At 53.2% G+C, this 21,365-nt stretch carries 18 protein-coding genes; 9 read left to right on the forward strand and 9 right to left on the reverse strand.

Annotated features, from left to right (window positions below; genetic code table 11):
- Window positions 1–93 precede the first annotated feature (93 nt).
- From A6X21_RS07705 to A6X21_RS07725, 5 genes are all read right to left on the reverse strand, one after another.
- Window positions 94–285, reverse strand: a complete 192-nt coding sequence (locus A6X21_RS07705; RefSeq protein WP_068847027.1) for a hypothetical protein — start codon at window positions 283–285, stop codon at window positions 94–96.
- Window positions 286–400: 115 nt separating this feature from the next.
- The gene (locus A6X21_RS07710; RefSeq protein ID WP_068847028.1) at window positions 401–1,399 is read right to left on the reverse strand and encodes a DUF1559 domain-containing protein; all 999 of its coding nucleotides are present in this window, start codon (window positions 1,397–1,399) and stop codon (window positions 401–403) included.
- A gap of 525 nt (window positions 1,400–1,924) precedes the next feature.
- Window positions 1,925–2,257 carry a hypothetical protein gene (locus A6X21_RS07715; RefSeq protein WP_131818245.1) on the reverse strand — a complete coding sequence of 111 codons (333 nt, stop codon included), beginning with the start codon at window positions 2,255–2,257 and terminating at the stop codon, window positions 1,925–1,927.
- Window positions 2,258–2,436: 179 nt separating this feature from the next.
- Window positions 2,437–3,441: a DUF1559 domain-containing protein gene (locus tag A6X21_RS07720; protein WP_068847428.1), complete on the reverse strand. Its 1,005-nt coding sequence runs from the start codon at window positions 3,439–3,441 to the stop codon at window positions 2,437–2,439.
- Between the two features lie 252 nt (window positions 3,442–3,693).
- Window positions 3,694–4,704 carry a ThuA domain-containing protein gene (locus tag A6X21_RS07725; protein WP_240490199.1) on the reverse strand — a complete coding sequence of 337 codons (1,011 nt, stop codon included), beginning with the start codon at window positions 4,702–4,704 and terminating at the stop codon, window positions 3,694–3,696.
- Between the two features lie 278 nt (window positions 4,705–4,982).
- Between A6X21_RS07725 and A6X21_RS07730 the strand changes: the two genes are divergently transcribed.
- Entirely contained in the window at window positions 4,983–6,932 is a 1,950-nt protein-coding gene (locus A6X21_RS07730) for a tetratricopeptide repeat protein (RefSeq protein WP_068847030.1), read from the forward strand.
- 213 nt (window positions 6,933–7,145) lie between these two features.
- Window positions 7,146–7,907: a polyprenol monophosphomannose synthase gene (locus tag A6X21_RS07735; protein WP_068847031.1), complete on the forward strand. Its 762-nt coding sequence runs from the start codon at window positions 7,146–7,148 to the stop codon at window positions 7,905–7,907.
- On the opposite strand, the gene panB is transcribed toward A6X21_RS07735, so the two are convergent.
- Complete coding sequence (gene panB / locus A6X21_RS07740) at window positions 7,908–8,753, reverse strand: 3-methyl-2-oxobutanoate hydroxymethyltransferase (RefSeq protein WP_068847032.1); 846 nt, start codon at window positions 8,751–8,753, stop codon at window positions 7,908–7,910.
- A gap of 960 nt (window positions 8,754–9,713) precedes the next feature.
- On the opposite strand from panB, the gene A6X21_RS07755 reads away from it, so the two are divergent.
- The 5 genes from A6X21_RS07755 (at window position 9,714) to A6X21_RS07775 (ending at window position 14,462) form a co-directional block, all read left to right on the forward strand.
- A complete protein-coding gene (locus A6X21_RS07755) occupies window positions 9,714–10,763 on the forward strand; it encodes an NAD(P)/FAD-dependent oxidoreductase (RefSeq protein WP_240490200.1) in 1,050 nt (349 codons plus the stop codon).
- A gap of 93 nt (window positions 10,764–10,856) precedes the next feature.
- Complete coding sequence (locus A6X21_RS07760; protein WP_068847035.1) at window positions 10,857–12,038, forward strand: M24 family metallopeptidase; 1,182 nt, start codon at window positions 10,857–10,859, stop codon at window positions 12,036–12,038.
- Between the two features lie 47 nt (window positions 12,039–12,085).
- Window positions 12,086–13,105 carry an NAD-dependent epimerase/dehydratase family protein gene (locus A6X21_RS07765; protein WP_068847036.1) on the forward strand — a complete coding sequence of 340 codons (1,020 nt, stop codon included), beginning with the start codon at window positions 12,086–12,088 and terminating at the stop codon, window positions 13,103–13,105.
- Window positions 13,106–13,390: 285 nt separating this feature from the next.
- Complete coding sequence (locus A6X21_RS07770) at window positions 13,391–13,894, forward strand: thioredoxin family protein (RefSeq protein ID WP_165603721.1); 504 nt, start codon at window positions 13,391–13,393, stop codon at window positions 13,892–13,894.
- A 259-nt stretch (window positions 13,895–14,153) separates the two neighbouring features.
- Window positions 14,154–14,462, forward strand: a complete 309-nt coding sequence (locus A6X21_RS07775) for a hypothetical protein (RefSeq protein ID WP_068847038.1) — start codon at window positions 14,154–14,156, stop codon at window positions 14,460–14,462.
- Between the two features lie 21 nt (window positions 14,463–14,483).
- Here the strand turns inward: A6X21_RS07775 and A6X21_RS07780 are convergent, their stop codons facing one another.
- Both A6X21_RS07780 and A6X21_RS07785 read right to left on the reverse strand, forming a co-directional pair.
- Complete coding sequence (locus A6X21_RS07780; protein ID WP_083233501.1) at window positions 14,484–15,305, reverse strand: phytanoyl-CoA dioxygenase family protein; 822 nt, start codon at window positions 15,303–15,305, stop codon at window positions 14,484–14,486.
- A gap of 105 nt (window positions 15,306–15,410) precedes the next feature.
- The gene (locus A6X21_RS07785) at window positions 15,411–16,832 is read right to left on the reverse strand and encodes a sigma-54-dependent transcriptional regulator (protein ID WP_068847039.1); all 1,422 of its coding nucleotides are present in this window, start codon (window positions 16,830–16,832) and stop codon (window positions 15,411–15,413) included.
- A gap of 279 nt (window positions 16,833–17,111) precedes the next feature.
- Between A6X21_RS07785 and A6X21_RS07790 the strand changes: the two genes are divergently transcribed.
- A complete protein-coding gene (locus A6X21_RS07790; protein WP_068847040.1) occupies window positions 17,112–18,449 on the forward strand; it encodes a hypothetical protein in 1,338 nt (445 codons plus the stop codon).
- 281 nt (window positions 18,450–18,730) lie between these two features.
- A complete protein-coding gene (locus tag A6X21_RS07795; RefSeq protein WP_068847041.1) occupies window positions 18,731–20,224 on the forward strand; it encodes a hypothetical protein in 1,494 nt (497 codons plus the stop codon).
- 98 nt (window positions 20,225–20,322) lie between these two features.
- Here A6X21_RS07795 and A6X21_RS07800 read toward each other — a convergent pair whose 3' ends face one another.
- Window positions 20,323–21,255 carry a TIM barrel protein gene (locus A6X21_RS07800; protein WP_068847042.1) on the reverse strand — a complete coding sequence of 311 codons (933 nt, stop codon included), beginning with the start codon at window positions 21,253–21,255 and terminating at the stop codon, window positions 20,323–20,325.
- Window positions 21,256–21,365: the final 110 nt, after the last annotated feature.

A 21,365-nucleotide genomic window follows, 5' to 3' on the forward strand; every position in this document is an offset into this window, starting at 1 on the left:
GCGTATTCACCTCGATTAGCAGTCATGCCGATTCGGCACAATGCACACTTCTGGTGAACTCAAAGACTTTCGCGAGCGGGATGATCTTCAGATTTACTTCTTGCCGGCGGCATGAGCTTCTGCGGCTTTGGCAGCCGCTTCTTCGGCTTCCTTCTGAATCTTGGCAGACTCTTCTGCAGTTTTAGTAGCGACCGGCGTACCACCGCCACCGCATCCGGTGAGCATTGTGGTTGAGAATCCACCGAGGACGAGAGTGCAGAGGGCGAGACGAATCAGATGAGTCATGGAGCAATTCCGCTGTAAAGGAGAGGTAAAGGAAACGCCTGCCGCGAAGATCGCGACAGGCGCCAAAAGACAAACATCCCGGTACTCAGTTGACGGCCTGGAATGGTGGTTCAGCTTAGAACTCACCCAGAGTTTCGCCGCCGTTCTTGGAGCCGATGCCGCGATAAAGCGTCAGATCGATGTTTTCGCTCAGGAACTTGACAGCCCCATCACCCATCAGGAAGTGAGCACCACCGGTATGGCGGCTGCCAAAGCCTTGGTCTGAACCACCATTGATTCGATAAACACCCTGGCCCGTTGTGGCATCAAGCACGTTATCCATGATTCGAAGCTGCCCACCAATTGAGCTGCGTCCATTGCAGCCAGCGTTGTTGTTACCGCCTGCCCAAAGAGGATAATTCCCGTTTCCAGTATTAGTTGGGGAGACGTTGGCAGAAATGGAAACTTCACCCAGCATGGCTGTATTCGAAGTTCCATCCGTGACATCACGCATCTTCGTGAACCATGTTTCGTCATTGTTGTTCGACATTAAAAATATGCCCGTCTGCCGGTTCCCACGCCAGTTTCCATCGGCGCAGGTGGTGCTGATTTCACCACCGATGTTGCCCAGATAGTTGGACTTGGCATACCCATCATTATCTTTGGCTGGCAGGACATCAGAGGGACACACGAAAGCAGCCAGTGTGTTTCTGGCAGCACCACCAGCGGCATTGCCGTTGATTTCCGCGGCGTTATTGGCTGGTGTTCCATCGATGTTGGCATGCCGGAGATAACCAGAGCTGTTGACAGGAACCCGGTAGAAGTAAAGGGTATCGGCAAACAACAGATTGTAAAGCGGGGCCTGATCCAACTCTGGGAGAATGGCGGCACCCCAACCCCAACTGCGGTTGTCATCATCCGACATCCCTGTCGGGAAGACGTTGTAGGTGTCATGGAAGTTGTGGAGTGCCAGGCCAAACTGCTTGAGGTTGTTGCGGCACTGGGTTCTCCGGGCCGCCTCGCGAGCCTGTTGGACCGCAGGCAGCAGCAGTGCAATCAGAATGGCGATAATCGCTATCACCACCAGCAGCTCAATGAGCGTAAAACCAGTACGACGGACACAATGCGTTTTCATGCGAAGCTCCTCAGAACGAGTGAAAAGACATGAACGACAGAAATGAATCGACAGAAGAGAGGCTTTGAGTCAGACATTCGATCGATGTCGTGACCCACACTGTCATCGGTGAGATTAGTCACAGAGAGTCAACAAATCAACACCTGCCAATACTTAAGAATGTGTGATTTTTCGAGAATTAACTCATTACCCAGAAAGGGCTTAGTGAAAACACCAACAACCCTGGTACACATACCAACACAGCATATTGACACCACTTAGATTGTGAGATGAGGTATTTCATTAGAGTCAAACGGAAATGATCGGCTTTACTTTTTCGTCATCGAGGCACGACTCAAGGGTGAGTGGAGAGGGTGACTGGAGAAAATGCTGCCTTTGTTTTATGTGGCATGAAATGAGAGAGCCCCTACTTTCGTAAGGGCTCTCTCATTTCAAGTTGCTTTACTGAGCGTGAAAAGTGCTACCTGGCCAACCACAGGCAATCATGCGAGCATAAGTATGGATTGCTGCCGCTGCTCAATTCATTCATTGGGCCGGGAGCTTCTTGAGGAGTTCAGCGGCAAGTTTCTTGCGGGTCGCTGGATTCGGATGACTCGTCGCGGCATCGAATTCCTTCTGTAAGACTGCTGTTTCGACGCCGGGTACCGAGACTTTGCCAAGTTCTTCGCGGATCAAGCTGACACCACTATCTGTCTGACCTGAATTCGAGAAAAACGTCAGCCACTCGCGAACACGATCCAGTGAGGTTGTTTCTTTAGCTTTTTGAGCGGAGGCGTACTTCTGCTCCCCCGAGCTGCACCCTGAAACAGCAGCTATGGAAAGAACAATCGCTGCGAAAGTGGCATAACTTTTCATCATGTTAGCTCCGCGAAATTTTACATGGTCTATCGAGATTGAGTTGATGGCAGAATCCTGATGACTGTGCAACACCAGTCTTTACAGTCAACTATTTCAAAAGTATCCCCAACCGTCGGGGCGGAATAAAAACACCACTGCAGGAAGATCCAGCAGTGGTGTTTGGTGATATACAGCTCGAGTTAGAAGTCGCCTAATGGATTTCCATCAGCACGAGCACCGGCACGCTGCCACAACAAGGTATCAATGTTCTCGCTGATAAAGCGAACTGTGCCATCTCCCATGGCGACATGTGCACCGCCCGTGTGGCGACTGCGGGCAGGAGCAATTGATGATCGGTCAGCACACAATCCAAAGCCACCACCATAAGCTGCGGAACGGAATTTCCAGTTGGGGGTTGCCGCTGTGTTAAAGAGTGTCTGGTGAGGATAAGGTGAGGTCCAGTCGCTGCCACAAGCACTCAAAGAACCTTCGGCAGTTGTTGAAAGCCCATTGAGGACCGCCCCTTCGGTGGCAAGTTCAGCTGCCGTGGGAAAGTTATTATCAACGAATGTAGGGCTTGTCGGATTGCGGACGATGTCGGAATCCGATGTGCCGTTCTGATTATTATCACCCTTTAACAGTTCACCCAGAATGACCACGTTCGATGAACCATCCGTAATGTCACGAAAGTTCATTTCTCGCCCCTGAGTGATAATCCCATTGGATACCGTTCCAACAGCAGTCGCACTCATACCGCTCCAGTTGTTCCAGGCTGAGCCGGTGCAACCTGCGTAGTTGTTACCTGGCTGAGCACCACCATAAGGACGATCTGATGGGCAAACAAAAGCTGCAATTTTCGAATTGCGTGCGGTGGCGTTGGCACCATTGTCATAGGTGACGTTCATGTTCCAGGTGTTGAAGAGGGGCGTCTGATCCACATAAGGAAGAATCGACACGACCCACGAATGTCCATGCCAGCCACTCCCTGTCGAAGGCCAGTAGGCACCTTTGGGAAACATGTTGTAGACGTCGTGATAGTTGTGCAGTGCCAATCCCAACTGCTTGAGATTGTTCCGGCACTGGGTGCGGCGGGCGGCCTCGCGTGCCTGCTGAACGGCGGGCAGCAGCAAAGCGATCAGAATGGCGATAATGGCAATCACCACCAACAGTTCAATCAAAGTAAATCCGCGGCGAAGTGACTTCATAGAATCTTCCTGAAGATGTGAGAGAAAAGACGAGATCATCAAGTATAGACATCAACACATCTCCATGCAAATCCCAAGTCTCTTTAGCAACAAAAAATTCAGGCACGCGCAAACACTTTGCATTTCAGCAGTTACAAAAAACGCAGGTGCCAGAACTCTCTTGCAAATTGAGAATTCTGACACCTGAATTGCTGAATGCCGTGAAAATACTCAATAGTTGGCGACGCCTTGAGTGTTTGCGATCTCCCAACCTTAACGTGTTGCTGGCAAAGACTTTTCGGGGATTGGCTTCAGTCCGGGAAGCTCAATCGGTACGATGCCGCTCCCTTCGTAGCCTGGCAATGGCTGGCCATTTTCCTGCAGTTTGTCGACTGTCCAGAGGACGCCCCGGGTGACGACTCCCAACCACTCCTCGCTCAGCATTGTCTCATTGTGATGACCCAGGGTGGTGCCAAACACCTTGGTCTTCCCCAAAGTGTTCACCCAGATCACAGGATGCTCGGCCTTGGTTTGAGGCCCAAAGGCAGTCGCCAGCGGAGTGCAGTTAGGCCACACTTTTTCAATCACGTAGAGTTCACCATTCGGAGTCGTCCACTTTTCAGGGAAGCCGTGCATCACGGGGTGCTGAGGCATGATGTTGACGACGTTCTCAGGCCGGGCATTCTCATGTCGGCGCGAGGTGACGCCAATCAGTTCCCGCCAGCCATCGGCAATATCACCCGCATTGCGATAACTGTGCATCGAGCAGTGAATGAAAATCGCTGGCTTCCCTTCCATGTGAGCCTTCAAGATCTTGCGAATGAAGGCTTCGTCTTTCACGTCGCCGAAGCATTCGTTGTGGATGATCACGTCGTAGCCATCGGCCCAGTTCGCCTCGTTGTATTTCGATACCTGATGGTCCTTTTTGCCATCGCCTTCTTCGACCACATCGACCTGAATCCGTGCCCGCTGTGCCAACCCTTTCGAGATGATGATCCCTTGCCTTGGATAATCGTGGCAGCACCCACCGGAAATCAGCAGAGCACGAATCGGTGCCACACTCTCACCTGCCTTGGCGGCAACAGGTTGTTCCCCCTGAGCGCTGGCAACATTCCCGAGTGAAATGGCCACGACGCCACAGGCCAGCATCGCGATCGCCCAAATGGCCCGAGTTTTATTGAGAGATTGATCCATTCGCATCTGCTGCCCCGTCGTTAGAAGTGATCGATTGAAAATGTTGCCAAAGCTCTCTGGTCGCCCTGAAGCCTGAGTTCGCTTGATCATATCAACGGTCAGTGATCAATAACATCTTCCAGTTCACTTTACGGACTGTGAGGCAATCTCTTCTTCCAGAAAGCTCCCTTGCAGGTGGCGACATTCATCAAGAATGTCGCTCGAGCTAACTTTTCAGCAGCATCTTTACAGTTCACCAGCGGAGTGCGATACTTGATTTACGCGAGAACCTCACTGTCCCCTGAGCTCCCCAAAAGTTCTGAGCAGGTTCTGGCACGATGACCGATCGCCAGAGAGAAATCTCGATGGCTTATTTTCGAGGTTGAACCATGCTTTCCAGACAGCAGCCTCTTTCCCATAACCAGAGTGATCCAGGGCAGATCACAATTGGTGCCGCTTCCGATCGGCTTTTAAGCAATTTCTCGCTGTTGAGTAAAATCACAAACATTCCGCACTTCATTGATCGAGCCAGCCGGTGTTCTGTCGATTGGTCTAAGTTCACAACGAACGCGTTGAAAACCTTGATCTGCCTGGTCGTCACAGGTGGCGGAATCTGTTCCCTGCCCACTGAAGCTGACGCTCAGCATCAACCCACCCCCCGAACCTCAAGTTCTGCGTTCCCGCAAGGTCAACCTTACTATCCACCCCATGGTGGAAATTCTGGCTATGGTGGATATCGCGGACGATCGTATGGCGGCTGGGGTGTGGTCAGTTCACAAGGCCCGGGCTGGGTGGGTGGCACATTCACTTCCGGTGGCATGATCACTTACAACCTGCCGCTATTCCCCGCTTATTATGGCGGCTGGGGCAATTACGGAGCAGTGCCATACTATTCCACCTGGGGTACCTTTGCGCCCGGCATGGCTGGGCCGATTGGTGGTTATTCCTGGGGTGTCACGCAGACGGGGCCAGGTTGGGGGCCACCCATTGGTGGCAGCGTCTACACACCCGTGCTGGGGCCCAACGGCTTCGAGAACAGGTATGTGGGGACCTATGGCCTTGGTCCATTGGGTGGCAGCATTATCAATTCCCCTTCGCCAGGCACTCCGCTCCCTGGCATTAACGGTGGTGTACCCATTGGTGCGGGAATCATCGGTGCTCAAGGAAACATGCAGCCCGGGAACATTCCCGGCGGCCCGATTGTCGATCAATTCGGGATTGATGCCGCACTGGTTGATCCGGCTCAACGCCCTGTAGCAGCTTCCAGTCCTGACTCAAAAATCAAAAGTCTGGAGGCGCAAAGTCTGGGAGATCACTGGTTCCGCCAGCAGCAATGGGCGAAAGCATTTACTGAGTACCGCAAAGCAGTGAGCCTCGCAGATGACCGGGGTGAAGCCCATTTCCGCACAGGATTATGTCTGGCTGCCATGGGTCAGTTCACTTCGGCTGTCGCGTACTTCAAACGGGCTTTGTATCTGAATCCGGAAATTGCCCGTGATGGCGAATCGCTGGTCATGCTTTTTGGCGAAGACCACGACCTCGCACGCTTGAATACCATTCATCGAGTCAGTGACTGGGTGCGCGGTGACATCCGAGATACCGACCGACTGTTTCTGCTGGGGCTGCTGCTACATTTTGATCGCGACCCGCGTTCTGTTGAAGTTCTGACGGCGGGCCTGCAGATGGCTGGTCGCGGCCCTCATTTTGAAACACTTCTGGCCAGCCAGTTGGCCGCCGCCCAGCCAGCCCCCGGCGAGGCACAAGATCAACTTCCTGCCATCCCTGGACAAAACCCTACCGGACTCAATCCCTCAAATCCATTATCAAACCCTTCCGGACGACAGCTGGGGCAGGGCATGGCACAGCCCCAACCACCTCGGCACTCTCCGGTCAATCCTCCCACTTCGAGCTATACCGTCATTCAGCCACGTGGTGCCCAGAATAACCCCATAGTGCCGCCGAGAACCTTGCCTCGGGAACCGCTGTTTGATCCAGCTCGTCCCGATCCAGTCCCTCAGAGTGACTTACCGCCTCTACCATCAAGAAACGTCATTGATCAGCAGCCACCAGTTCCGGCGATCCCCCAGGAAGCGGGCGGGGACTCGCTGCCCATGCAGCCATCGCCTTTGCCGCCTCCACCCGTAGCACCCCTTCCTGAGGATGAGCCGACCACCAGGCCGACAGTTCCTGCGGCTGGCAGTTCCGGCAACATGCCAGTCGTCATCCCCCCACTCCCAGGTGTGAGCGGAGCGACAACTGGAACCTCAAAGCAAGTCCCTACAAACCCCAAACCACCCGTCAATAGCACTGGCCCCATGTTGCCACCTCCCAGTCCGTAATCCATGATTCCTGACTCCGAAGGGGCGGCTGCAGTCATCGCTCGTCGATTCACACCTTTCCCAAAATTCGTTCGCAGCATTGCCACCCAATTGAGTTGCATGGGGCTCGACAACAGGCGAGATTACGTCCAACTTTCGCCATTGGGCATCAGATGAGAATGTTTTCATCGATGTCGTGTTATTGAGTCACCACCTGATTCTGGACAGGGACGCATGAGCAATGTGCACGACGCACAGATCCTGATCTCCATCTGTACTTACAACGAAAAGGAGAACATCCAAAGGCTGCTCCCCATGATCCGGGAGGCCTTGCCTGCCGCGCACATCATGGTTGTCGATGACAACTCACCAGATGGCACGGCCAACGTGGTGCGAGAACTGTCTCAATTCGATCAGCACATCGAGTTGTTTCTCAGGCTGAACAAAGAAGGGCTGGGTGCTGCACAACTCGCCTCCTTTCGGAAAGCCTGTGAAAGCTCTTTCGACTTTCTCATTAATATGGATGCCGATTTCAGCCACCACCCGCGTTACCTGCCATCGTTGATTGCCGCGATGGAAACCGCCGATGTGGTCATCGGTTCCCGCTATGTGCCTGGGGGTGGAGTCCAGGGCTGGCCCTGGAGTCGCCGGCTGATGAGCTTTCTGGTGAATCTCTACTCGCGGACACTGCTGGGTATGAGGGCTCGAGACACCAGTGGTGCATACCGCTGCTACCGGTTGGAGACATTGCGGCAAGTGCGCCTCGATCAAGTCCGTTCCCGAGGCTACGCCTTTCAGGAGGAGATCCTCTTCCGGCTGGTTCGCGCAGGTGCCCGAGTGGTCGAAGTCCCCATTCTCTTTGAAGACCGTCAGCACGGGCAGTCAAAGATCAACTGGAAAGTTGCCCTGGTGGCACTTTGGGATATGTTCTGTGTCGCGACTGAGCGACTTCGCCGCCAACCCATCAAGCAGGAAATTTCGACTCAGGCAAAGTAGTTACGAATGCGTATGCTCGGGCCCGGGAAACTGGCCGGCATGAACTTCCTGTACATAGGCGCGGGCAGCACTGCGAATCTGTGAATCAATTTCTGCGAACCGCTTTAAAAATCTGGGGGAGAAACCTGGCGTGATCCCCAGTAAATCGGGCCCCACGAGAACCTGGCCATCACAGTGTGGGCCAGCACCAATACCGATGGTTGGAATTCGTAAAGATTTGGTCACGAGTTCGGCAATTTCCGAAGGAATCAGTTCGAGGACAATCCCGAAAGCTCCCGCCTCTTCGGCCGCTTTCGCATCTGCCAGAATCACGTCGGCATTGCGTTGAATCCGTCCTAATCCGCCCAATTTATGCATTGCCTGCGGTCTCAACCCCACATGGGCCATTACGGGGATATCGGCATCAGCAATCCGGCGAATTGTCTCAGCCTGCAAGGCACCACCTTCCAATTTGACCGCTGCCGCTCCGGTTTCTTTGAGGATGCGACCTGCATTAGCCACTGCCTGATCGCCATTCACCTGATAACTCATGAATGGCAAATCGACGATCACCAACGCCCGCTGACAGGCCCGAGCCACGATCTCACCGTGATAGATCATCTGGTCAATCGTGACAGGCAACGTCGAACTCCGACCTTGCACAACCATTCCTAAAGAATCACCAACCAGCACAGAGTCGACACCAGATTCATCAAATGCCTTTGCCATCAGGAAATCGTAGGCTGTCGCCATGGCCAGTTTTTCGCCACGAATTTTGGCTCCCTGAAAACGGGGAACCGTCATCCTGGGGCCTGTGAATGATCCTTCAGCCTGACCGGACGACGGGAGCGGTGGATGGTGCGACATGATGAAATTCTGAATCTCATGGGTGAACAGAGCATGGAGAGCTGCCGTCGATGATGGCCAACCAGTCCCAGCGAGACAACTTCGACAGACGGAAGTTCACCCCGAAAACTCTGAAAATGTCTCCAGACACTCTGCAAACGGCGGCTCGACAAACCCGGGAAATGGTGTGCCTCACGTCAAGTGGCCTAGATGAACGACAATCTGCCCTCCATGAAAAGGTGACAACAGCCATCCATGCACAGATGATCAAAATTTGTGACAAATCGCATGAAAAGTGTTTTTATGAACACTTCTTATGCGATATTCTGGCACAACGGCGAGTGCGGAGTGTTTATTTTCGCTGCATCATTTTGCAACAGCCATCTGTGCGATAATCGATCACAGGCTGGTGGACTGATGGATGATCTCGCAATTTCAGCATTCGAAAGTGCTATGACTCGGTCCTACCCGAGAAACTCACGATTGGCATAGAACGTGCCTATGTAATGCGGCATGAGTCGCGACAGGCGTTGGCCCGCACTTGTCGTTACTTATGAAAGGGTGACCTGCACTTTCAGTGTGGGTCACCCTTTCTCCATTTCATCCCGCCAGGTGGCTTCATCCCACCCGATGTCTCAATTATCTCGTCATCCCCGCTGAAAACTCGCTTTCCGTGATTTCACTGGACAAGCCTCATGTGCGATCCATGACATTCAATTGGCTGAATCAGCATGATTCGGAAAACAGGAAGTCGGGCAGCGGCATGTTTTCGAGTTGCCCTTCTCAATTGAGGGCTATCGTGCTGGATCCGCTAAGAATCACGCCCCATCGACAACGGTTTCCAAGCGAACTCAGCCGCGTGATCGCTCCCGGGCATTTCACTCCCATGCATTGATGGAAATGCCGGCCACCTGTATTGTTCCCTTTGCAAAGATGGTCATTTGGCACGAAGTTCGACGAAGAGATCTGTGGAGTAGCGCTGTGACAGAACGAGTTGTCATCATCGGTTCCGGCCCGGCAGGATGGTCAGCAGCAATTTACGCGGCTCGAGCCAGTCTTGAACCCCTGGTTTTCGAAGGCGCCATCTCCGATGAGAATCGTATTCGTGGAACACTGCCACTGGGTCAACTCGCTCTCACAACTGAAGTTGAAAACTATGCCGGCTTTCCGGCAGCCAATCTCACACAATTTCTGGAGACGGCACTTCCCAAAGAACGTCGGCAGTACATGCCACCCCACTCAGGCCACGGTGTGACCGGGCCCGAACTGATGGAACTGATGCGTGCCCAGGCAGTGAACTTTGGAACGAGGATTATCACGGCAGATATCGTTTCCGCTGATCTTTCCAAACGCCCATTCGTTCTGAAAACTTCCGACGATACGGTGGTTGAAGCCCATTCGCTGATCATTGCGACTGGTGCCCGAGCCAACTATCTGGGCCTCCCCAGCGAAGATCGCTTTAAAAATCATGGTGTCTCGGCCTGCGCAGTTTGCGATGGAGCTTTACCTCGCTTCCGCAACAAGCCACTGGTGGTTGTCGGCGGTGGTGATAGTGCCATGGAAGAAGCGACTTACCTCTCCAAGTTTGCGTCGAAGGTTCATCTTGTTCATCGTCGCGATGAATTCCGTGCCAGTAAAATCATGGCGGCCCGTGTGCTGGAGAATCCTAAGATTCAGGTCGAATGGAGTTCTGCCGTCACCGAGGTTCTGGGGGATGACCAGCGCGGTGTCACTGGTGTGCGGCTGAAGAGTCTTAAAGATGACTCCGAGCGAACACTCGAGGCAGCGGGGATGTTCTGCGCCATCGGCCATACGCCCAATACAGACTTTCTTGCCGGACAGATTGAAACGGATGACAAAGGTTACGTTGTCTATAAGACGCCGTTCCGCACAGAAACGTCCGTCGAAGGTGTGTTTGCCGCTGGTGATGTCGCCGACAGCTACTATCGGCAGGCGATCACCTCAGCGGGCACAGGTTGCATGTCGGCACTCGATGCCGAACGCTGGCTGGCCAGTCAGGGAATTCACTAGACCTTGCCCAGCCACATTTGAAAATGCCTTTGGAAATCTCAGAGAAAAGCCCCGGTCAGTTTTTGACTGGGATGTCACCTGCAGGAAATGAATATGCTGACCAAAGATGGTGTTCTCGGGCGAAGACAGCGGCTTTGGAATACAATCCCTTCACGGTTTGAATGGCTTCTGATTGCCGACCCGAGGCATGTTCAATACCTCTCGAACTTTCTCGTGAACCCATTGAGTTTTTCAGCGGGTGAACGTGCCTGGCTCCTGCTGGAACGATCGGGCAAGGCCACTCTTCTGGGCGACAACTTCACCCTTCGTTCGAGAGCTATGGAGCCGGTGGTCGATGACGAAGTGATGATCAAGTGGTATGACCACCAGCATTCCGTCATCAACCGAGATCATGCACTTCTGGAAGCGGCCAGGCAGGTTGCAGATCGATTGTATGGCCGTGTCGGTGCTGTCGAAGCGGAATGGCTGCCTTTGGGTGCCTTCGAGGTTCTGGGGTTAGATCACGAATCTCACTCGATTAAACGAGAAGCAGGGGATGGACTGCCCGATAAGTTCCCAGTCGATCTGGGAACAACGATCCGTTCGCTGCGTCGTCAAAAAGATGCGGATGAAATCGCCTTGCTGAAGCAATGTATGGCAGCGGGTGATGCTGGCCATGCCTTTGCCCGTGAATTCGTGGCGACAGGTCGAACTGAACTCGAAATCTACCTGGGAGTACAACAGGCAGCACTTTCGGCTGTGGGCCGCACAGGGCTCGTCTATGGCGACTTCCGAGCAGCCACCAGGGAAACGCCCAAGTCGGGGGGCTTGCCGACAAATTATGCTCTCCAATCGGGAGATATGTACATTCTCGATTATTCGGTTTGTCTGGATGGTTATCGATCCGATTTTACCAATACGATCTGCGTGACCGATCCCACACCGGAACAGCAGAAGCTCTATGATGTCGTGATGGCCGCACAGCAGGCGGGCGAAAAAACACTCAAAGCGGGTCGACCTGCCAAGGATGTCTTCGCTGCCGTTGAAGCTCCGATCATTGAAGCCGGCATGAAGGATCGTTTCGGACATCATGCCGGCCATGGAATTGGTCTGGCACACCCCGAACCACCAGTTCTGGTTCGCGACAGCACGGATACTCTGCTGGCTGGTGATGTGGTCACTCTCGAACCGGGACTCTACGTTCCTGGAGTGGGTGGGATTCGCATTGAGCACAACTACCTCATCACCGAGACAGGTTACGAGCGGCTCAGCCAGCATGTGATCGCATTGAGATAAACTTCCTCATCCCTGTTCGACTCTCTTTTGTGGCCGATTGAAAATACATGACAGATGCGATTGGTTCGGTTCGTCCTCGCCGGGTTCTTGTAACGGGTGCCGGTGGATTTCTGGGGGGCGTGCTGGCCCGTCGTTTGCAGGCTGAGGGACATCAGGTCGTCACGATTCAACGTGGCGATTACCCTGAGCTAGCCAACGCAGGAATCGAGTGCCATCGCGGCTCGATTACCGACCTTTCTGTCCTTGCTCGAGCCATGGAAGGATGTGAGACTGTCTTTCATGTGGCAGCCAAAGCCGGCGTATGGGGATCGTGGCTCGATTACTTTCGCACGAATGTGCAGGGGACTCAGGCTGTCATCGATACCTGCAAACAGGCACAAGTGAGGCAGCTCGTTTTCACCAGTTCCCCCAGTGTGATCTTTGATGGTAAAGACCATGTGGGTGTGGATGAATCCTATCCCTATCCCGCTTCCTATATGGCTCATTACCCAGCCACGAAAGCCGATGCGGAACGACGGGTCTTGAACGCCAATCATGAGAGTTTGCAGACGATTTCGCTCAGGCCACATCTGATCTGGGGTCCGGGAGATCCCCATTTGATTCCACGAGTACTGGATCGTGGCCAGAAGGGAAAACTGCGCCGGATTGGAAATCGTGAATACCTGGTCGATGCCGTCTATGTTGATAACGCGGCCGATGCTCACGTGCTGGCGATGAGTGCACTGGATCGAGGTGTCGGCGGTGGACAAACCTACTTTGTGACCAATCAGGAACCGTGGGAGTTATGGAAGTTGCTCAATGCCATCCTCGCTTGTCGTGGGATCGCTCCCGTCACAAAAACAATCCCGGCAGTTCTGGCGAAATCAATGGGGGCACTGTTTGAGACCACTTACCGACTCCTCGGGAAAACTTCCGAACCACCCATGACCCGTTTTGTCGCCAGCCAGCTCTCGACCAGCCATTGGTATTCCCCAGTGAAGATTCAACGGGACTTAGGTTATTTTCCGCGAATCTCGATGGACGAGGGGTTGCAGATGCTGGCTAAGTCATTGGCATCCCCATCCTGACCAAAGCCTCAGTTCCGCCAGCCTCTCCTAGACTTAACTCTTCCCAGTTTGACACAAATCGCTCCTCAGTTTCCTAGCCATCCTGAACTTACGGAATCTCCGGCAATTTCCGCCATTTCGTTGGCGTCGCTGAGTCATTTCCCTTACCCTTTCCCGGTGGTTTAGGAATCTTTTGCCGATTCCGCTGACTTTTCCGACAAGGACGATGATGGCGGTTTTCGGGCAATTGGTACGGATGCCCCTAGGGAGTGAATCTGAATGGTTTTTGCAGAGCGCAGGATGTGCGTGGTATTCGCAGTTTTCAGTGCAGTTGTCTGTCAGACATGGCTACTACTCGCCGCCGAACAAAACAGCCCTCCCGTGACTCCTCAGGTGCCGGCAGCACCTCAGAGCATTTCCTGGAGAGCCAGCTATCGAAAAGCCTGGGATGAGTCCAAGGCCACAGGCAAGCCGATGCTCATCAACATCTCGGCCAAATGGTGCCTCGCCTGTCGGACACTCGAACAGCAGACGCTTAACCAGCCGCAGGTGCAGCAGATGGTGAATGAAAATTTCATCGCGGTGCAACTGGATGCGGATGCTCATCGCGATCTCGTCCAGTCCTTCCGTGTCACGGGATTGCCCACATGCCTGGTGGTCGCTCCTGATCTCACCATCGAAGACCGCATCATCGGCATGCAGCCAGCCAACACATTCACTGGCCGCCTCTCCGAATCAGTCAGACCTGACATCGAAATGGCCAGTACACCAGGACCGGCCTCCGCAACTCAACCAGCCAATGGCATCTAATTGCCGTTGCATCTCAAAGTGAGTCGCTGAACCCGCAGAAAACACCAGCGGATCTCCGCTGGTGTTTTCATGTACACGCAAGGAAGTGCCGGTTTTTATCAGAGTGGCAATTGCATCGATTGCACTGTTCCGAGACTTCACCATATCGTTTTCGCGATGCCGATCCGATGACCAGTGACGTCACGGTGGGCGCAGGAAGTCATGGACAGGTCAACCAGAGCAGGGGTGCTCTCTGTTGCCTGAAGATGAAAGCAGCAACGTGCGTGATATCTCGTCTGTTCGATCACTCAACGATCTTCGAGACTTTGTGCATCAGGAACTCTGTCGGTTCGAGAATCTGCTGGCAGAGCAGTTTCAACTGACCGAATCGCGTATTCTTCGCCAGGGAGAATTATGCGGCTTGCAGTTTATGCTCCAGGGCCCGCGGAGTGTTCGCCTGAACGCTGTCTGGGCGGCCGACAAAAACGATCTTTATCTTTATAATGCCCGAGGTGAGCGCTGCGCCAAGCTTAAGGTCGCGACTCAACTCTCGACGGAATTGAGCCAGACTGATTCATCGGCTGCTTGAGTCGTTACCTCTTCCCAGATGCTAACTGGTGATCGAAGGGGTCAGCAGCAGTTCGGGCATGGAGGCCGACCGGCTTCCTGCAACCGGCAGATTGTCTCCACCACGAAATGTGAATACGACCGAGTATTTCGTGTCGTTTGTGGTGTTTCGATCAGCCGCATGCAAAGCGAGGCAGTGGAAAAACAGGACATCGCCGGGTTCCAGCTCAACGAATTCCCGCCGGGCAATCCACTCTTGATTCTCCGGTAAATCGGTCCGGAAAAACAACGCGTCATCCAGTCGTTCGCGGCTCAATTTCTCTCGATGGGAACCTGGAATCACCTGCAGGCAGCCATTCGCGCGAGTTTCGTGGCCCAGTGCCAGCCACACATTCACCAGATCGGGCTTGGTATAGCTCCAGTAACGAATGTCCTGATGCCAACCCGTCTCGCTGCTGTAGGCCGGCTGCTTGGTCATAATGCAGTTATGATGGGCCAATGGGCAGATCACACGCGGACCGAGAATCTGCTGCAATCGACGCACCAGTTTGGGCTGTCCCAGCCATTCACTAAAGACATAATCCCGGGTCAAGGCCTGCTTCAGCCGGCGAATAGTCCTTCCACCTTCCGCTTCAAACGATGCTGGTGAACCTGGGTATTGCAACTCGGCTTCGTATTCGACGGGAGCAATGTGTTCATCCAGCCCCCGGCGAACGACTTCCATCATCCGCTGACGACTTTCCGATGTCCCTAACCCCCGGACAACGACGTATCCTCGCTCACGAAACTGATGAATTTCATCATCAGAAAAAAAATCGCCGGGTAACTGGCTGGCCGTCGAACTGGCATTCAGGATGTTCGTCACGCTGGTCTCACAACTCACAAGATCGATTTCGATCAACAACTTTCAGAACAGACTCCTCTGGGGATCCGTCCTCTGGCCATAGGCAAAATTCTGACTCACCATGGATTACAGCTCATACTCGCGAATCTTGCGATAGAGCGTGCGTTCGCCGATTCCCAGCAGATTGGCAGCTTCGTCGCGCTTTCCACCGGTCAACTCCAGCGCCCGCGCGATGTAATACTTTTCGACATCGTTCAACGAACGCCCGATAAGTCCATCATTTCCGGCAGGATGCTGAATGAGATCAACTTCGCTCTGTTCATGATGGCCAGCACCAATCCCTTCCGGAAGATCGTCCACATCCAGTTTGCCATCAATGTCGAGCACCATCATCCCTTCGACCACATTACGCAGCTCGCGAATATTTCCCGGCCACGAATGAGCCATCAAGGCCTGTTGAACCTGACGGGTGACGGTGGGAATCGGCTTTTTATGACGCTCGGCAAACTGCTTGAGAAAATGATCAATCAGGAACGGGATGTCGGCTCGTCGATCACTGAGTGGTGGCAAGACAATCGTGACGACTGAAAGCCTGAAGTAAAGATCTTTACGGAATGTTCCCTTCTTGATCATATCCTGCAGATCAGCATTGGTCGCAGCCACGAGTCGGACGTTGATTGGAATCTCGTCGTTGGCACCCAGCCTGGTAATGCGACGCTCTTCGAGGACTCGCAGCAATTTGATTTGCGTGGCCATGGGCATTTCGCCCACTTCATCGAGAAACAATGTGCCACCGTTGGCATACTCGAATTTCCCGATTCGTTTAGTCGCTGCACCGGTGAATGCTCCCGCTTCGTGACCAAACAGTTCACTCTCGAGAATACTTTCCGGAAGTGCCGAGATATTGAGCGGAACAAAAGGCTTGTTTTTGCGTTCGCTGTTCTGATGGATCGCCCGCGCCACGAGTTCTTTACCAGTCCCGCTTTCTCCCTGTATCAGGACTGTACTATCCGTCGGCGCTACGCTCCTCAATTTTTCAATGAGCCGGTGCATCGAAGGACTATTGCCAATCACCCCTTCAAAACCAAACTTTTCATCAAGTCGCCGGCTGAGTTCAAATGTCTTTCTCAGCAGACGGATGCGCGAACTGGCACGGTCCACCGCCTGCCTCAACTCACTGATATCGAGCGGTTTTGTGAGATAGGTATGAGCCCCGTGCTGTCCCGCTGTCAGTGCCGATTTGATCGAGGCATGCCCGGTCAGCAAAATGACTTCGGCATCCGGCAGTTCAGCCTTGGACCTGCGCAGAATCTCCAGGCCATCTACTTCGTCCATCATCAGTTCAGTGATGATCACATCAAAGTTCTCAACCTCAATCAGGTCGAGTGCCTTCTTTCCGGATTCTGCTCCGGCCGAAGCGACTGTGCAGTCGTAACCCACACGCGTCAAACTGTCAGCCACGGCTTGTGCATGGGCTTCGTCGTTGTCCACAATCAGCACGCGGACACGGACTTCACTCGTTTCTGCAGGCTTGATTTCCTTGGCCATGAGTGACGGATTTTCCTCACACGAAGCATTTTTTCAGGCATATCATCTCGTGTAGTAGGATACCATCTCCTGATCATCCTTGCGATGTATCCGAGCGTCGCTTCTCGGCTCGACCTTCATGAGCAGAATTTTGTCCAACAGTTTCAATTTGAAGACGATCCCTCAGTTTCAACCATCGCCGTTACACTAAGATCGATTTCTTCAAGATTTGATGGCGCCATTTAAAACGAGTGAAGCCGCCCCTGGCCAATGCATTAAACAAGTTCTGGAATTTCAAGCATGGTAAACGCTGATTCTCAAATCCGGGCTGGTCGAAAGAATTTTCAGCTCCACCAAAATGTCACCGCCTGGGTGGGGCTGGCAGTGGCAGTCCTGGCCTCGTTGAGTGTTCTTCAAGCGGTCATGGCGGCTCCACAAAAAGTAACGGCCGCCAAGCCCGTTGCCAGAGCGATCATGAAACTGGAGCTTGATTACGTTGTCAAAATGGATCGCACCGAATATCCACTCAAACCCGGGGCCATTGTCACCCTGCAGATGAGTAATGGCAAAGTTTACGAGGATCTGGAAATTGCTCAGGTTCAGAATGGCTCGAAACCAGATACTTTCAAACAGATTACGTTCAAACCATCAAAAGGTGTTCCACCCAAAATCGCACCCGTGGCTATGCAGCAGTTTCGTACGGAAGATAACGCTTACGACGTCGTGATCGATCCACAAAGTAAAGGTTACCTGCTGATTGATCTAAAGCGACGCGATGAAATCGCCGCTGAACGGCTGAAGAGCTCTGGACATCGCTTATGGAAGGAACCTGCGAGTGAAGCAGTCGAGAAGGCGAATGCCTTCTATGACGATCTGATGAAGAAAGCGCAGTCTGATAATCCGCAAAGCCGCTTCCATAAGGTGGAAACTCAGTACTTCGTGTTTTTTACCGATATGCCCCCAGCCCATGTGGCTGCATATATCGCCAATCTGGACAAAATGTACGATCAGCTTTGTGTGCTCTTCGGTGTGCCACAAGGGACAAACATCTGGCTGGGGAAATGCCCGGTGATCGTCTTTGCCTCGTCAAACGACTTTCAGACATTCGAGGCCCGTCATCTGGGTAATCCAGAGACTCAAGGAATCGCCGGGTTGTCTCACCAATGGAGTGACGGGCGTGTATTAACGGTCTGCGGTCGTGGTGATGATCCCGTCTTCTTTGCTGCCGTTTTAGTGCATGAAACCTCTCACGGGTTTCTCCATCGAATTCGTTCAACGAGCCGGATTCCTCCCTGGATGAACGAAGGGATCGCCGATTGGGTGGCAGCGGTCGTGGTTCCACAAAGTGATCATATTGCCAATCGCATGACGGGAGCGATCCCTCAAATCAAAGCCACCGGATCTCTGGATGGACTGCTCAGTTCTGATGGCCGGATTGATGGCTGGCAGTACGGCGTCGCAGCCACAATGACTCAGTTTCTCGTTACGACCGATGCCAATGCGTATCGAGGGTTGATCACGGCAGTTAAGGAAGGGTTTACCTGGCAACAGGCTCTCGAACTCACCTATGGCATCACCCCGGCACAACTTGTTTCTGCCTATGGTAAGCAACTGGGATTTCCCGCCCTGCAGCCTTAATCAATTCATGCCGCCAGGCACGCCACCGGCACGATTCGCCGATAACCCTCCGCTGAATTATTCGACCGATCATCGAGCAGGAGAATTCCAGCGAAAGTGGCCGTGTCACTTTGGGTAATTTGTAGTGGGCTCGCGGTGAAGCGTGGAAAGGTTGTAAGCCATCGCCCATCCGTTCCGATGTCATGATTACTGAGGGATAGGGATCAGTCTTCCGAGAGTGTGATGGAGCACCTTCGTGTGAGATTATGGCCGCCTCAGCCCTTTCACGACGCGATTGATCCATGTCGTTTGCCGGTGCACGCTCCGCAGGTGATCGACGCCGCCGGCGAATGGCTGTCGGCCACGATCATGGTACGGAGAGATCACCAGAAAATGGTGAGTCGATTCCACTGGCCGATCTGCTCCAGAAAACAATGGCTGGAAGATCTCTTAAACTGATTCCCGGACTGCCAGTGCGTCTCTGGGTTGTCTGGTTGACGATTTCTCTGGCAACATTATCGGCGGCCTTTGCCAGTTGGCTGTTGATCGCCCATACCTCACTGCCGGCTTTCTTTGCCCCCATCACACAGCGGCTGTTCAGCTCAAACGATGCTGTTTTTTCGATTGTGCTCGAATCCGCAGGATGGCTGGCGGCTGGCCAGATCTTTTTCCTGATTGGCTGGTGCCGTTCTCGCAGTTCCCTCGATTTCAAAGGACGGTACCGCGTCTGGTATTGGGCTGGCGTCTTGTCACTGACTGTTTCACTGTGCCGATTACTCGATCTGCATACCGCGATTGCCGAGATGATCCTGCAGACCACTCAATGGAAGTTCTGGAACTCCGTCAATGTTCTCTGGACTTCGGCTGCGTTTTTCACTGGAACACTCCTGGTGAGAAATCTCGATCGTGATATGCGATCCAGCCGGCTTTCTCTCTGGAGTCTAAGATTCACCGCTGCTCTGATGATGATCTGCGTCTGTATGCGACTGGCACTGGATCGCTCGGCGAGTTTGAACGGGCAGGTCAATGCCAATGCCGAGATGTCTCTGGCAATTCTTCGGCTGTGGACAGCAGGTGCTGTGGTAATAACAGCCTGGCTGCATCTCAGGCAGGTCGTCTACTTCTCGGCCGATCCTCCAGCTTCCCAAGAGCGTCGAGCCAACCGCATTACACGAGTTCTCAGCGGAATGAAGCTTTTCCGCTGGTGGGGAGTCAAACGTCCTGCGGCTCCAGCCAAGCCCACCCGTGTTCGCAAGAAAGCCGCAGCATCTGAAGATGCACCCAAAAAGACCACCCGCAAGAAAGCGACGAAAAAGCGGACAACGCGCGCCAGGACAGTCGTTCAAAGTGAAGTGGCTGATGACAGCGAATCAAGCGAAGCCACGTACGACGAAGAGAACTATGAATCAAACGATCAATCGACTGACGAATCCGGTGAAGAACCACTCGACCGAGATGCTGAGATCCAGCGTGCGATGGACGAAGAAGACTGGGATCGTCTCGAAGAATTGACACGTCCTGATCATGCAAACGCTTCGAATACCTCCTCGTCAGGAAAAGATCGCTCAACACGTCACCATCAGGCAGCCAGCTCCTCTCGAAAACAAGTCGAGGAAGAATCTGATGTCAGTGCTGAAGCAACTGATTCAGCAGACTCTGGAGAAGAATCTGCCGACCAGGATTACATGCGGGTCGATGAAGGGCATAAATCCCTCAAGGGACTGTCCAAGAAACAGCGCCGTGATATGAAGAAACGCCAGAAGCATGGTGCCTACGACGACAGCGACGACGAGTAGCTGCGATTCATGAAATCAAACTTGAGAGCACTCGAATTGGGTTGTGCTTTCCGCGTGACAATCTCTCTGAAGTCTAGATCTGGATCCTGGATCAAAAATCAGACATCGCACAGGTGAATGGCTTCTTTGAGTCCAATCGCTGGATCCATGGTGGGAATGAATTCGTGCCCCACATAGCCCTGGTAGCCCACATCCAGCAAGGCCTGCATGACGGCAGGGTAATTGACTTCCTGATTCACATGGAGTTCACCCCGGCCTGGATTACCAGCCGTGTGAATATGCCCCAGCCAATCTTTGTGCTGATGAATCCTTGAGACCAAATCACCATCCATGATTTGAACATGATAGATATCAAATAACAGCTTCACTCGCGGCGAACCGACCTGTTTGAGAATCTCGATGCAGTAATCGACATGATCCCCCTGATATCCGGGATGTCCTTTCATCGGATGAGTCGATACCCGGCTATTCAGATGCTCCAGGCAAAGCGTGACCTGTTTCTCTTCAGCATAACCGGCGATCTGCTTGTAAGCCTTAACGCAATTCGCCATACCCACGTCATCAGGAATAATGACTCCTTTCGAGTTCGCTCTCATCCCGGTAAATGTGATCACACTGGGGCAGCCAAAGTCCGCCGCTTGATCAATTTTCTTTCTCAGAACTGTCAGACATTCTTCATGATTGGCAGGATCGTTGACCCCTTTGACAAAACCATGGCTGGAAGCAATCGCACAGGTTAATCCGTGTTCCTTGAGAACAGGCCAGTACACAGGATCCACCAGTTCCACACTCTGGACCCCCAGCTTTTTCGCCTGACGACAAAACTCTTGAATGTCTTTCCAATAGTCTTTGTAGCACCAGTGCACCAGAGAATGACGAATGTTCCCCTTCAGTGCCGGACTCGTCGATTCCTGAGCAAGGGCAGTGTGGGTTTCCATGGCGGCAATTCCCGCGAAAGCAGCACCAGCAGCAGCGGCTGCGAGATAGTCCGATGTCTGACCGAGCCATTCCCTGCGAGTCGAAGTCGTCATGATCTCTTTCCTGATGTCACTTCAATCTGAGTTGAGAAAAGAATTATGCCATCTTTTGGGCAGGAGGAAAGCCCGTTCAATTCAAACCACCAATCGAAAAACAAAGAACC

The organism is Planctopirus hydrillae (assembly GCF_001707835.1).
In the GTDB taxonomy this organism is placed as follows: domain Bacteria; phylum Planctomycetota; class Planctomycetia; order Planctomycetales; family Planctomycetaceae; genus Planctopirus; species Planctopirus hydrillae.